Origin of the sequence: Actinoplanes lobatus (assembly GCF_014205215.1) — a bacterium.
GTDB lineage: Bacteria > Actinomycetota > Actinomycetes > Mycobacteriales > Micromonosporaceae > Actinoplanes > Actinoplanes lobatus.
Genome location: NZ_JACHNC010000001.1, coordinates 9004443 through 9017010 on the forward strand (window position 1 = coordinate 9004443; position 12568 = coordinate 9017010).

Annotated in this window: 12 protein-coding genes; 8 read left to right on the forward strand and 4 right to left on the reverse strand. The window is 70.4% G+C overall.

What is annotated here, in order from left to right; translation table 11 throughout:
* The first annotated feature begins 2 nt into the window (after positions 1-2).
* The 5 genes from BJ964_RS41085 (at position 3) to BJ964_RS41105 (ending at position 3574) form a co-directional block, all read left to right on the forward strand.
* Positions 3-401, forward strand: coding sequence for a hypothetical protein (locus BJ964_RS41085; protein WP_188125707.1), 399 nt, complete (start codon positions 3-5; stop codon positions 399-401).
* Between the two features lie 57 nt (positions 402-458).
* Complete coding sequence (locus BJ964_RS41090) at positions 459-647, forward strand: hypothetical protein (RefSeq protein ID WP_188125708.1); 189 nt, start codon at positions 459-461, stop codon at positions 645-647.
* A gap of 31 nt (positions 648-678) precedes the next feature.
* Positions 679-2076, forward strand: coding sequence for a calcium-binding protein (locus BJ964_RS41095; protein ID WP_188125709.1), 1398 nt, complete (start codon positions 679-681; stop codon positions 2074-2076).
* A gap of 77 nt (positions 2077-2153) precedes the next feature.
* Positions 2154-3140, forward strand: coding sequence for a hypothetical protein (locus BJ964_RS41100; protein ID WP_188125710.1), 987 nt, complete (start codon positions 2154-2156; stop codon positions 3138-3140).
* 62 nt (positions 3141-3202) lie between these two features.
* Complete coding sequence (locus BJ964_RS41105; protein WP_188125711.1) at positions 3203-3574, forward strand: VOC family protein; 372 nt, start codon at positions 3203-3205, stop codon at positions 3572-3574.
* Between the two features lie 33 nt (positions 3575-3607).
* On the opposite strand, the gene BJ964_RS41110 is transcribed toward BJ964_RS41105, so the two are convergent.
* Positions 3608-5896, reverse strand: a complete 2289-nt coding sequence (locus tag BJ964_RS41110) for a putative bifunctional diguanylate cyclase/phosphodiesterase (RefSeq protein WP_188125712.1) — start codon at positions 5894-5896, stop codon at positions 3608-3610.
* A 291-nt stretch (positions 5897-6187) separates the two neighbouring features.
* On the opposite strand from BJ964_RS41110, the gene BJ964_RS41115 reads away from it, so the two are divergent.
* A complete protein-coding gene (locus tag BJ964_RS41115) occupies positions 6188-6670 on the forward strand; it encodes a hypothetical protein (RefSeq protein WP_188125713.1) in 483 nt (160 codons plus the stop codon).
* A 52-nt stretch (positions 6671-6722) separates the two neighbouring features.
* On the opposite strand, the gene cysK is transcribed toward BJ964_RS41115, so the two are convergent.
* Positions 6723-7643 carry a cysteine synthase A gene (gene cysK / locus BJ964_RS41120; protein ID WP_188125714.1) on the reverse strand — a complete coding sequence of 307 codons (921 nt, stop codon included), beginning with the start codon at positions 7641-7643 and terminating at the stop codon, positions 6723-6725.
* The gene (gene epsC / locus BJ964_RS41125) at positions 7640-8185 is read right to left on the reverse strand and encodes a serine O-acetyltransferase EpsC (RefSeq protein WP_188125715.1); all 546 of its coding nucleotides are present in this window, start codon (positions 8183-8185) and stop codon (positions 7640-7642) included. The genes cysK and epsC overlap by 4 nt, the downstream gene beginning before the upstream one ends.
* A 256-nt stretch (positions 8186-8441) precedes the next feature.
* Between epsC and BJ964_RS41130 the strand changes: the two genes are divergently transcribed.
* Together BJ964_RS41130 and BJ964_RS41135 are read left to right on the forward strand one after the other, a co-directional pair.
* Complete coding sequence (locus BJ964_RS41130; RefSeq protein WP_229807038.1) at positions 8442-9185, forward strand: YwiC-like family protein; 744 nt, start codon at positions 8442-8444, stop codon at positions 9183-9185.
* Between the two features lie 71 nt (positions 9186-9256).
* Positions 9257-11344 (forward strand): sensor histidine kinase, encoded by a 2088-nt coding sequence (locus tag BJ964_RS41135; RefSeq protein WP_188125716.1) that lies wholly within the window; start codon positions 9257-9259, stop codon positions 11342-11344.
* Here the strand turns inward: BJ964_RS41135 and BJ964_RS41140 are convergent.
* Positions 11333-11920: a TetR/AcrR family transcriptional regulator gene (locus tag BJ964_RS41140; RefSeq protein WP_188125717.1), complete on the reverse strand. Its 588-nt coding sequence runs from the start codon at positions 11918-11920 to the stop codon at positions 11333-11335. The genes BJ964_RS41135 and BJ964_RS41140 overlap by 12 nt on opposite strands.
* Between the last annotated feature and the right edge of the window lie 648 nt (positions 11921-12568).

Consider the following 12568-nt stretch of genomic DNA (forward strand, 5'->3'; position numbering starts at 1 on the left):
ACATGCCTGGAAGTTGGGACGCCGAGATCGAGCTGCTGCGCCTGGCGGAGACCGGCACCCGGTTCACCGCCGCGGTGATCGGGAACGGCAAACCGTTCGACGTGCTGGCCAACGTCGAGATCGGCCGGGACCTGATGGGGGTCGTCTCCAAGCACGAGCTGTTCCTGACGCTGCTGAACCTCAGCGACGACTCGAAGCTCGTGCTGCCGGTGAAGTTCAGCGACCCGCTCACCCCGGCGCGCAACAACACGCCGCTGAACACCGAGATCCGGCTGACGATCAACAACTGGAAGGCGAACGAGGGCGACATCCTCAAGGCGATCGCCACCTACAAGGTCACCGCGGGGGTACACACCAACGTGTCCACCGCGGAGAGCTCGCACGCGGTCGTCACGGACTGATCCATCGCCGGTGCCGCCCTCTTCCCGGGGCGGCACCTTTTTCGAGAGGAGAGATTCATGAGCATCGTACTCGTCGGGGGCGTCGCACTGGCCGTGCTGATCGGCCTGCAACTACTGGCGATGTGGCTCGGCGGAGACGACGGACCGGCCTGGGGACCGGTGGCGAGCATCGTCCTCGGGCTGATCGTGACGTTCCTGTTCATGGGGTTGGTAGCAATTGTCACGGGAGGTGCTGGGGGTGCTTAGGCCGTACCGGATAGCGGTTTTGATCTTGATGGTGCCGACTCTGGCGGCGGCCCGCGCGCCGGCCTCGATCTGCGCCGGCCTCACCCCCACGATCGTCGGGACCGCGGCCGCCGACAAACTGCAGGGCACCACCGGGGACGACATCATCGCCGGGCTGGGCGGCAACGACATCATCGAAGGGCTCGACGGATCGGACACGATCTGCGGGGATGACGGCAACGACCGGCTGTCCGGCGGGCCCGGCGACGACTTCGTGGAGGGTGCCGCCGGAGACGACGCGGTCGACGGCGGGGACGGTTCGGACCAACTGACCGGCGGACCGGACCAGGACACCATCACCGGCGGCGCGGACATCGACGTGGCCATCTATCGGGACGCTCCGAACGGGATCCTGGTCGACCTCGGCGCCGGCCGCGCGCAGGGTGATGGGAACGACACCCTCGCCGAGGTGGAAAGCATCGTCGCGTCGGCGTTCGACGACATCCTGCGCGGCGGGCCGGGCGACGACACCTTCATAGCCGGCGACGGCAACGACGACCTCACCGGCGGGGCCGGCATCGACCTGCTGATCGGTGGCAGCGGAGGCGACCGGGCCGACGGCGGCCACGGGGACGACTACCTCAGCGGGGAGGCCGGCCAGGATCGGCTGATCGGAGCCGGCGGAAACGACTCGATCTTCGGCGGATCGGGCACCGACGAGATCAGCGGCGGCGACGGGGACGACCCGGTGCTGACCGGGCAGGCCGACGACGACCTGGTCGACGGCGGTCCCGGCAACGACGGGCTGATGCTCGGCGAGACCGGAGACGACGTGCTCACCGGCGGGGACGGCGACGACCATGTGGACGGCGGCCTCGGAACCGACTGGATCGACGGTGGGAACGGCGACGACCAGCTGCGCGGCGGGGCAGTCAGCGGGGACGGCGGCGACGTGATGACCGGTGGGGACGGTGCCGACGGCATCGACGGGCAGAGCGGCGACGACAGCATCGACGGGGGTCCGGGTGATGACAGGCTGCTCGGCGACACCGGCCGCGACACGCTGACCGGCGGTGACGGGGCGGACTGGCTGCTCGGCGCGGAGGACGACGACCAGCTGTACGGTTCGGCCGGCGCTGATGAGCTGAACGGCGGGCCGGGCAACGACAGCCTGCTCGGGGGTGACAGTGCGGACACCCTGAACGGCGCGGCCGGGAACGACCGGAGCGACGGCGGACCCGGGAACGACACGCTGGTTGGGAACGAGGGCGCTGACCTGCTGCTGGGGCGGGGTGGTGGAGACATCCTGCTGGGCAGCGCCGGAGCGGACCGGATCTTCGGGCACGAGGGCGACGACTCTCTCGACGGTGGCGCGGACTTCGACCGCCTGGACGGCGGCCCCGATACCGACACCTGCACGACCGGCGAGATCATCGACGGCTGCCCGTGAGCGGCCGGCTCCCACCAGGGTCTCCATCAACGTTGTATCAATCACCCAGAGCACGTTCGTGCAGTGGGCGCAGTACGGTGGCCGACATGATCACCACGTGGTGGGCACTCGCCGCCCGGCGGCGCCGGACGGTCATGACGCTGACGGCACTGTGCCTGACGGCGGCCGTCGCCACGGGCACGTTCTGGCCCACCGAACCGCTCGGGCTCCTTCTCGGCCTCTTCGCAGCGACATTCGGCTTGTTTCTGGCACTCGCCATCGCTGTACGGATCGTGCAGCGCCATGAGCCGACAGGACTACAGGCTGACGGCGCCGTGTTCCGTTCGCCGCGGCCGTCCTACCTGCTGGCACTGGCGTTGCCCCACTTCTTCGCCATCGGCGGTATCGCACTGGCCGGATCGTGGACGGCCCGGCATGAGCACTCCCTGGATCCCGGCTGGCTGCTGGCCGTCGTCCTGTTCACCGCGCCACTGGCGCTGTACCTGCCTGGTGCGTGGCGCGGCATCGGGGTGGACATGAGCCGGCAGGGAATCCGCTCGCAGCAGTATCTGGGCACTCTGCACGTTCCCTGGGAAGCCCTCGCGGCGTCCCAGCCCGACCAGCCCGCCGAAGCCCGCGGCGAGATTCGTCTGGCATACACGGATCCGAGCCTCGTCCGGCACACCGGCGTGGCAGTGCGCCGCGACCGCCTCTACGTCGAGGGCGAAGACCGGGACCTGATCGCCGACGCTGTCGCCTACTACGCCGCCGATCCCGCAGCGCGGGCGGCAATCGGCAGCACGGAGGAATACGAAAACCTGCGCCTCATGTCGCGCACGGTCTCCGCGCACCGCCGCCACGCGCCCGAGAAGATACCGTCCGTCATCAAAATCATCGGATGGTACGCCGGAGCCGGCGGCGCACTCCTGATCACCGTGTGGCCGCCACCAGGGTTCACCGATCACCAGGTGTCGACCGGATTCACGGCCGCCTGCCTGCTGCTGGCCGCATGCGCGGACTGGCACACCCGCGCTGTCGCCAAGAGGCAACGGCAGCCGGCGCACTCACAGCACTCCGGCCGCTGATCCCTCCATCCGGATCTACCGATGTGATCGCGTTGGCCATATCCAGGGGCACACTGACGGGCATGACGGTATCCCTGCACCACATCGTGATCGACGCGCACGATCTCCCGGCTCAGGCCCGGTTCTGGGCCCAGGTGCTGAACTGGAGAATCCTGTCGGAGCGTGAGCGCGAGGTCGTCATCGGCGCCGATGAGAACGCTCCGGTAGGGATCTGCTTCATGCCGGTGACAGACAGCAAGAAGGTGAAGAACCGGCTGCACCTCGACCTCACCCCCGGTCCTGACGGCCGCGACCCGGAGGTTGACCGAATTCTCGCGCTCGGCGCGCGCCGGGTCGACATCGGGCAGATCGGAACGGAGTCATGGATCGTGCTCGCCGACCCTGAGGGCAACGAATTCTGCATCCTGCGGCCGAAGAAGACACTCATCGCCTGATCGGCGATCCGCCACGCGAGTGGGCCCCGGCGGTCATGGATGGCGGCCACCGGTGGCGGCGACGGCCAGGGGCTCGGCGGTCATCAGGGCGGCGCACTCGTCCGCCGGCAGGGGTCTGGCCATGAGATAGCCCTGACCGTAGCGGTAGCCCATGTCCCGTAGCCGTTCCAGCTGGTCCTGGCTCTCGATGCCCTCGGCGACCGCCTTGAGCTCGAGGTGTTCGGCCAGCTGGGCGACCGCGGCGGCGACCGCGAGCCGGCCCCGGTCGGCGCCGTCGGCGATGCCGTCGACGAACGACTTGTCCAGTTTCAGCACATCCACCGGGAAGGCGCGCAGCAGGCTGAGCGACGACTGGCCGGTGCCGAAGTCGTCGAGGGCCAGCCGCACCCCCATCTCGTGCAGGTCGCGCAGCGTCTCGGCGACCTGCGGCCCGTCGGCCACCGACGACTCGGTGACCTCGAGGACCAGGTTGCGCGGGGTGAGCCCGGTGTCGCTGAGCACAGCGGCGACCTCGTCGACGAAGCCGGCCTCGCGCAGCTGGCGGACCGCCACGTTGACGTTGATCGCCTCGACCGCACCCTCCTTCAAGGAGTCCCGCCAGCGGGCCAGCTGCGTGCAGGCCTCCCGCAGCACCCAGCCGCCGAGCGGCACGATCAGGCCGGAGCGTTCGGCGACCGGGATGAAGTCGACGGGTGAGACGAAGCCGCGTTCCGGGTGCTGCCAGCGGACCAGTGCCTCGGCGCCGTGCATCCGGCCGGTGACCAGGTCGTACACCGGCTGGTAGAGAAGCCGCAGCTGGCCGCCCTGGATGGCGTCGTGCAGCTCGCCGGCGAGCCGGGCGTGGCCGGTCATGTCCTTGCGCATCCGGGGTTCGAACCGCACCCAGGACGCCTTGCCCGCCGACTTGGCCGCGTACATCGCGATGTCGGCGTTGCGCAGCACCTCGTCGGCGGTGTCGCCCGGTTCGGCGACCATCACGCCGATGCTGGCGTGCAGCAGGAACCGCTGTTCCCCGACCGGCAGCGGCCGTCCGACGGCGTGCTGGAAGCGGGCGGCGGCGGCCTCGATCCCGGCCGGGTCACCGGACGGCATCAGCACCGCGAACTCGTCGCCGCCGAGCCGGGCCACGCTCTCGCGGTCGCCGTGGGCGCATCGCCGGAGCCGTTCGGCGAGCCGGGCCAGCAGCTGGTCGGCGGCGGACGGCCCGAGCGTGTCGTTGACCATCTTGAAGTCGTCGATGTCGATCAGCAGGACGGTGGCGGGCCGCCCGCGGTCCAGGCGGTCGGTCAGGGCCAGGGTGAATCCGGTGCGGTTCGGCAGGCCGGTCAGGTAGTCACTGAGCGCCAGGCGTTCCAGTTCGGTCTGCTGGTGGCGGACGCCACGCAGCGCGAGCCTGTTCTCCCGCAGGCTGAGCAACTGGCGGGCGACCATGATGGCGGCGATCAGCACCGCCCCGACGACCACGGCGCGGCCGCGCCCGTCCAGCTCCCGGGCGGAGACGATGATGACCAGCACGGCGGTGCCGGTGACCGCGATGAACTGGAGCGGGCCGCCGATCGACCAGCGCGGCCGTTTCGGCGGCTGAACGTGCAGGACCCGGCTCTGCCGGTAGGCGGCCGCGCAGATACCCATCCCGACCAGCGGATAGCCGAGCACCAACAGCAGCAGCATGCCGGTCTCGGTGCCGCCCAGGACGAGCATCACGGCGACCAGGCCGGCCAGGGGCCCGATGGTCAGGATGGCCAGTGCCACCGGGTCGACGCTGCCCTCCGGGCTGACCGCCGCCTTGCCGAACACCACCAGCGCCAGCAGGCAGCCGACGCCGACCGCGGCAGCCGCGATCAGGGTGCCGGCCGAGGTGCCCTCGGGAACGGCGTTCAGCAGCACGTAGGTGAAGAACACCGTGCCGGCGACGGCCACCGCGATGCCGTCGAGCAGCATCCGGGCCCCGTCGGCCCGGGTTCGCGGGGCCAGCGGGACGTGCCGGAACGCCAGCATCGCCAGGCCGAGCGCGAGCAGCGTGGGGATCGCCTCGTAGAGCGGTATGCCGGGGGCGCCGTGGAGCATGTTGGCGATCGTGCTGAGCACCAGGCAGGCGGCGGTGAGCGCCCAGAGCAGCCAGAATCCGCGTACCGGGGGTGTCGGGGCGGCACGGCTCACCCGCCAGCAGGCGAACGCGGCCGCGGAGAGCGCCACGGTGCCGGCCAGGTTCGCCCCGACGCGATCATCGGCGTCACGCACGCCGAGCCAGGCGAGCACGGCCACGATCGTGGTCAGACCCACGATCAGGGGTACGCGCAATGCCCGGTCCGATCCGTTCATCTCGGTTCTCGTTTCGGCATCCGGGCCGATCTCCTGAGCCGTCCGGCCCCGGGCTTGCGCCGGTTCGACATGATCGTCACCGTGGCCCTGATGTCGATCATGCTCGTCCCGATTCTGCTGCTCTGGCTGCCGATGTCCCGCTCCGCGGGCTCCCGGTGGAGGACGCACCGACCAGGAGCGGGTGGTCATCAGTCTCACCGGCCACCGCGGCTCGCTCTGACTTCCACAAAAAACACGAAATAACAGTTGATCTTCGTACACTTGATCGACTAACTTGCCTATGTGATTGCTGTGCGAATTGCCACCGCCGTACTTGCCGGCGTTTCGATGATGGGCCTGGCCGCTTGCGGCGACGACAAGGCCGCCACCACCACCGCCGAGCCGGCCAAGCCGGCCGCCACCTCGGCCCTGCCCGAGGCCGAGGCCACCGCGCCCGCCGCGGCCGCGCCCGCCGACAAGGTGATCTGCGAGGACGCCAACAAGGCGGCCGAGTCGTTCAAGAAGGCGCTGCTGACCATCATGAGCACCACCGGCGGCGACGTCCCGAAGAAGGACGCCGCGCTGATGCTGGGCGACTTCGCCGCCAACCTGGAGAAGGCGGCCGAGGGTTCGGACACCGCGGTGGCCACCGCCCTCAAGACCAACGCCGCCGAGGCCGCGAAGGCCGCCAAGGCCGACGACCCGGTCAACGCCGCCGACACCCCGGAGTCCGCCAAGGCCGCCAAGGAGTTCAACGCCGCCTGCAAGGCCGTCGGCGTCAAGACCAACCTCTGACACACCCGCTGACGATGTCCCGGCGTGCCGCGCACGCCGGGACATCGGTGTCTCAGGGGTTCGCGAACAGCGGCGTGCTCAGGTAACGCTCACCGGTGTCCGGCAGCACGACCACGATGGTCTTGCCCACGTTCTCCGCCCGCCAGGCGAGCTCGCGCGCCGCGTACAGGGCCGCGCCGCTGGAGACACCGGCCAGGATGCCCTCGGTCCGGGCCAGCTGACGCCCCGCCTCCCGGGCCTGTTCCACATCGACCTTGACCACCTCGTCGTAGATGGTCGGGTCCAGCACCTCCGGCACGAACCCGGCGCCGATGCCCTGGATGCCGTGCGGACCCGACCGGCCACCGGACAGCACCGGCGACTCCGTCGGCTCGACCGCGTACACACGCAGCTCCGGCCGCTTCTCCTTGAGCACCTGGCCGACGCCGGTGAGGGTGCCGCCGGTGCCGACACCCCCGACGAACAGATCCACCTGACCGTCGGTGTCGTTCCAGATCTCCAGAGCCGTGGTACGCCGGTGCATGTCCGGGTTCGCCGGGTTGTCGAACTGCATCGGCAGCCACGCCCGCTGCTCCTCGGCGATCTCCAGCGCCCTCGCCACCGCGCCCTTCATGCCCTCGGCCGCCGGGGTGAGAACCAGCTTCGCACCGTACGCCGCCAGCAGCGCCCGCCGTTCCGCGCTCATGCTGTCCGGCATCGTGAGAGTGAGCCGGTAGCCGCGGGCCGCCGCCACCAGGGCCAGCCCGATACCGGTGTTGCCGCTGGTCGCCTCCACGATGGCGGAGCCGGGGCGCAGTTCCTCGGTGGCCTCGGCGGCCTCGACCATGGCGAGGGCGATCCGGTCCTTGACGCTGCCGCCGGGGTTGGCGGACTCGAGCTTGGCGATCAGCTTCGCCGGCAGTCCTGGCTCGAAACGGGTCAACCGCACCATCGGGGTCCGGCCGATCAACTCGGTGACGTCGTTGTAGATCATTTCCTCGCTCCTGCGTTCTGTGGAAAAGAGTCGGGGACGATTTCTGCGGCCGGGGCCCGCATCCGGGCGCCGGCGGGAACGTCGGAGACGACCAGGGACATGGCGCCGATCTCGGCGTCCTCCCCGATCCGGACGGGGCCGAGCACCGTGGCGCCCACCCCCAGAGTGACCCGGTCACCCACCTCCGGATGGCGACGGCTGCCCTTGGCGTCCCGCCGCCAGCCGCGCCCACCGAGGGTGACCTGGTGGTACATGGTGACGTCGTCACCGATCCGGGCGGTCTCGCCGACCACGACACCGGCGCCGTGGTCGATGAACAACCGCCGCCCGATGACCGCACCCGGATGGATCTCGATGCCGGTGACGAACCGCATCACCTGCGAGAGCAGGCGCGGCAGGAACGGGAAACGGGCGCGGTGCAGCAGATGCGCCACACGGTGACCCCAGAGCGCCCACAGACCGGGGTAGAGGAACACCTCGGCGACGCGGACACCGTACAGGGCGGGATCGCGCCGGCAGTAGGCGCGGATGTCTTCCAGCAAGGGGGGATCCTCGGTCGGAGCGTGAGGCGGGGGTGCGGCGTCAGCGGCCGGGACAGCGCTCGTCGAAGACCCGGCGCACGTGCGGGCCCGCCATCGGCACGGCGAACCGGTATCCGGCCATCCGCCTCTGGGCCTCCCGCTCACTCATGGCGGCAAGGCTAACCGATGGCCCAGGGCACCCGGCAGAGCCGAAGGTAGTGGCGAGGGTGACCTTCGACCCTGGGCGAAGAGCCGTCCGGCGCCTAGCGTCGGTGCCGTGAGCAGCACGACGGCACGCCCGGCCCGCCGCACGATCCGCCAGTTCGTCCCTCCCCAGCACGGCGCGTGGGCGATGCTGCTGCTGCCCTACCTGGCCGGGCTGCTCGTCGCCGGGTTCCGCTGGCCGGACGTGCCGCTGCTGATCGCCTGGCTGGCCGGCTACCTGCTGTCGTACTACGTGTTCCTGGCGGTCAAGTCGCGCCGCCCCGGCCGCTACCTGCCCCAGTTCCGGCTGTACGGGCTGGTCGCCGTCCCGGCCGGGGTGATCGTGCTGGCCGCCGAGCCGCGGCTGCTGTGGTTCGCGCCCGTCTACGCCGTCCTGCTGGCGGCCAACGCCTGGCACGCCTGGCGCCGCCGGGAACGGGCCCTGCTCAACGATCTCGCCTCGGTCGTGCAGAGCTGCCTCGTCATCGGGGTCGTCACGGTGATCGCCGGTGGCCGGCCCGCGGACACGTGGGCGGCGTTCGTGCTCGTGCTTCTCTACCTCACCGGCACGGTCCTCCACGTGAAGACGATGATCCGCGAGCGCGGCAGTGACACGTACCGGACGGCCTCCGCCGGATATCACCTGGCCGCGCTCGCCGCGGCGACCGTGATCGGCATCCCGGCCGCGCTGGTCTTCGCGCTCCTGACGGTCCGCGCGTGGGTGCTGCCCGGCCGGTCGCTGACACCGAAGCAGGTCGGGTTCGTGGAGATCGGCGCGAGCGTGCTGGTGCTGGCGGCCGCGGCGCTCGTGATCTGAGCCGATCACGGTCTCAGCGCCGCTGAAAGCCGGACGATAGGAAGAGGAGGACTGTCGAGCGGGGGCCGACGATGACAACCGGTTACGGGCTCTCCCTGACCCGGAGCATGTTGTTCGCCCTCGTCTACGCCGGTGCGTGCTACGCGGGCCGCATGTTCTGGCTGGGCGACCAGGTGAACCTGGTCTGGCCGGCTGCCGGTGTCGCCGTGGTCTGGTTCTGCGCACACCGCCGGGCGCCCACCCGCCATCTCGACATGCTGCTCCTCACCCTGATTCTCGGCGCGGTCGACTGGCTGACCGGAGCTCCCGCGGTGGGCAGTGTCGTCTCCGCGTTCGTCGGCCTGATCCAGATCACCGTCTTCCTCTGGCTGCTGCGCCGGTGGGGACCGCACCTCTGGGGCGCGGGCGGTGACGCCGCGCTGCGCTGCCCGCGGGACCTGTGGATCCTGCTCGGCGCCGGCCTCGCCTCGACCGTCATCGCCAAAACCGTCAATGTGCTGGGCCAGGGGCTGGTCACCACCGGCGGGTTCCCGGTCCTCGTCTCGGCCATGTCGGTGGCCCGGCACATGGCCGGCATCCTGATCATCGGATCCGCCGGGATCTACGCCGGCGCCGCGATCAGCCGGCTCCGGACCGGGAAAGGCCGGTGGCGCCACCGCCGCCCCGCCTCGCTCTGGCGGATCGCCGAGATCGCCGGGATCGCCGGGATCGGCATCGCCGCCTACCTGACCGTGTTCACGTCCGGCAGCCACCTGCCGCTGGCGTTCGCCCTGCTCGGCTACACCGTTCTGGTCGGCACCCGCCTCAGCACCTCCTGGGTACTGGCGTACAGCGCGACGGTCTATGTCGTCGTGTCGTGGTGCACCCTGGCCGGTTTGGGCCCGTTCCCCCTGATCAGCATCCCGGTCCTGCGCTCGGCCGTCATGCAGCTCCTCGTCGCCCTGGTGGCCCTCGTCGGGCTGGCCCTGGCGCTGGGCCGCGACGAACGGCGCACGCTGTTGAACGCCCTGGCCCAGGAGAAGGCCGAACTCGCCGCCCGGCAGACCCAACTGGCCGCACAGAAGGCGGAGATCACGCACCACGCCGACCTTCTCGCCGCGATCATCGACTCCATGGGCGACGGCCTCGCGGTGATCGGCCCGGACCACCGGGTGACACTCCGCAACCCGGCCGTCCTCAAGCTGCTCGGTGAACACGCCGGCTGGTCCGGCCTGCACCACGTCGACGGCACCCGGCACCCCGAGGGCGAGCCGGCCTACCTGCAGGCACTCGCCGGCGAGAACACCCCCAAGGTGGACATGCTGCTCAACAACCAGGAGGCATCAGACACCCGGGTGGTCCAGGTGACCGCCACCGGCCTGCCACACCCCGACGGCACCCGCAGCACGGTGGTGCTCTTCCACGACGTGACCGCCGAACGACGGCACCGCGACGAACTGACCAACTTCGCCGGCGTGGTGGCCCACGACCTGCTCAACCCGCTCGCCGGCGTGGACGGGTGGGCGATGGCGGTGCGGTACTCGCTGGACGGCGTACCCGATCATCCCGATCTCGACGAGGCACGCGGTGGCCTGGACCGCCTGACCCAGGCCTCCGCGCGCATGCGCGGCCTGATCGACGGCCTGCTGTCCTACGCGACGGCACGGGAAGCGACGGTCGTCCCCGACCGGGTGGACCTGGATGAGGTGGTCGCCGACATCGCCCAGGCCCGCACGGACGCGGCGGCCGTATCCGGCAGACCGGAGCCGCGCTTCACCATCGGCGTACTGCCCCCGGTCCAGGCGGACCCGGTGCTGGTCCGGCAGCTGATCGACAACCTGGTCGGGAACGCCATCAAATACACGGCGCCGGAGGTGGTCCCCGCTCTGCGGATCACCGCGGTGCAGGACGACACGATGGTCACCGTACGCATCGTGGACAACGGCATCGGCATCCCCGAGGGCCAGCACGAAGCGATCTTCGGCAACTTCCACCGGGCACACGTCAGTCACGGCTACCAGGGCACCGGGCTGGGGCTCGCGATCTGCCGGCGCATCGTCGAACGGCACGGCGGCACCATCACCGCCACCGACGATCCCGCGGGCGGCACCTGCTTCACCTTCACCCTGCCGAACAGCCTCGCCCCCGCCCCCACGGCGGCTGCCGTACTAGGACAGTAGTGTCCGCACGCCGGACACATAGGTGCGCCGGTCGGTGCCGCCGAGCAGCACTTTCTGCAGGATGTAGCCCTGGACCAGCCCGAAGAACGCCGCACCGGCCCCCGTCACATCGGCGTCCGGCGGCAACTGCCCGCCCGTCCGGGCCCGCTCGGCGATCAGCACGGCCCGCTCCCGGACCCGCCCGTAGATCTCGGTGACCAGCGCGCCGACCTCCGGATCGTGCACCGCCTCACCCCACACCTGCACGGCGATCCGCACCGTGCCGTCGTCGTCGGCCGCGGCGTCGACCAGCTCCAGCAGGCGTTCCAGGATCTCCGGCAGCGGCGGCACCGGGTCGATCGCGAGCAGCTCGTCGAGCAGCCCGGTGGCCTGCGAGATCTTCTCCCCCGCGATGGCCGTGATCAGCTCGTTCTTGCTCTTGAAGTAGCGGTAGAAGGCCCCGACCGAGAGATCGGCCTCCTTGATCACATCCTGCATGGACGTCTGGTGGAACCCGTTGCGCACGAAACACCGGGCCGCGGCGTCGAGAATCTGCTGACGGCGGGCGGCGAGGTGGGCTTCGGAGACACGGGGCACCCCAAAACCTTATAAAACCTTTGTGGTCGAGGTCCGCGTTCCGCCTGCGGCTCCTATTTCCGGTACGTGTGTCCTCGCCCCCGTCTCATCAGGACCGTTCCGTCCGGTCGGCGCGCGCTCGCTGCCCACTGCGGCCTTTGCCGCGCCCGCCGGGCGGGTGGTCCCGGTGGCGCTCGCGCCAGGCAGGACACGTCACCTGGATCGATCTTGGACGATTAGCCACCCGAGTCGGTGGCCGATCGTTCAAGATCGCATAACGTCGGCACGCAAAGCGGGTGAAACGGGCGCCCGATTCCCGCGAAAGCCTCATTTTCCCCTAGCGCGGCGGACGGCGGCTGCCGTCCGGACGGCCGCGATCGCACAAGATCGCGCCAATCAGCGACGATTGCTCACGGGTTCCTCGCACATGCGGAGTTCCGGCCGGCCGGGCTCTCGGAGGTGAGCGCACACGAAACCGCCACGTGAGCGGCCATCGCGGCGATAGGCCACGTAGACGACCACGACACCCCCACCGTGCGCGCCCACCCTCGGGTGAGCGCGACCACCCAACCCGGGCGACCGGCGCAACGGCCGCAAGCAGGCAACCCCGGTGCCTGGGAAGCACCACCGCGACCACCCGCTCAGGGTGACCCGCGCTACGGCCGGAAG

Bases quoted from the DNA above. Each gene is read 5' to 3' on its own strand.
- BJ964_RS41105 (WP_188125711.1), top strand. From the start codon at position 3,203: ATGACGGTATCCCTGCACCACATCGTGATCGACGCGCACGATCTCCCG.
- BJ964_RS41090 (WP_188125708.1), top strand. From the start codon at position 459: ATGAGCATCGTACTCGTCGGGGGCGTCGCACTGGCCGTGCTGATCGGC.
- BJ964_RS41110 (WP_188125712.1), bottom strand. From the start codon at position 5,896: ATGAACGGATCGGACCGGGCATTGCGCGTACCCCTGATCGTGGGTCTG.
- BJ964_RS41135 (WP_188125716.1), top strand. From the start codon at position 9,257: ATGACAACCGGTTACGGGCTCTCCCTGACCCGGAGCATGTTGTTCGCC.
- cysK (WP_188125714.1), bottom strand. From the start codon at position 7,643: ATGATCTACAACGACGTCACCGAGTTGATCGGCCGGACCCCGATGGTG.
- BJ964_RS41085 (WP_188125707.1), top strand. From the start codon at position 3: ATGCCTGGAAGTTGGGACGCCGAGATCGAGCTGCTGCGCCTGGCGGAG.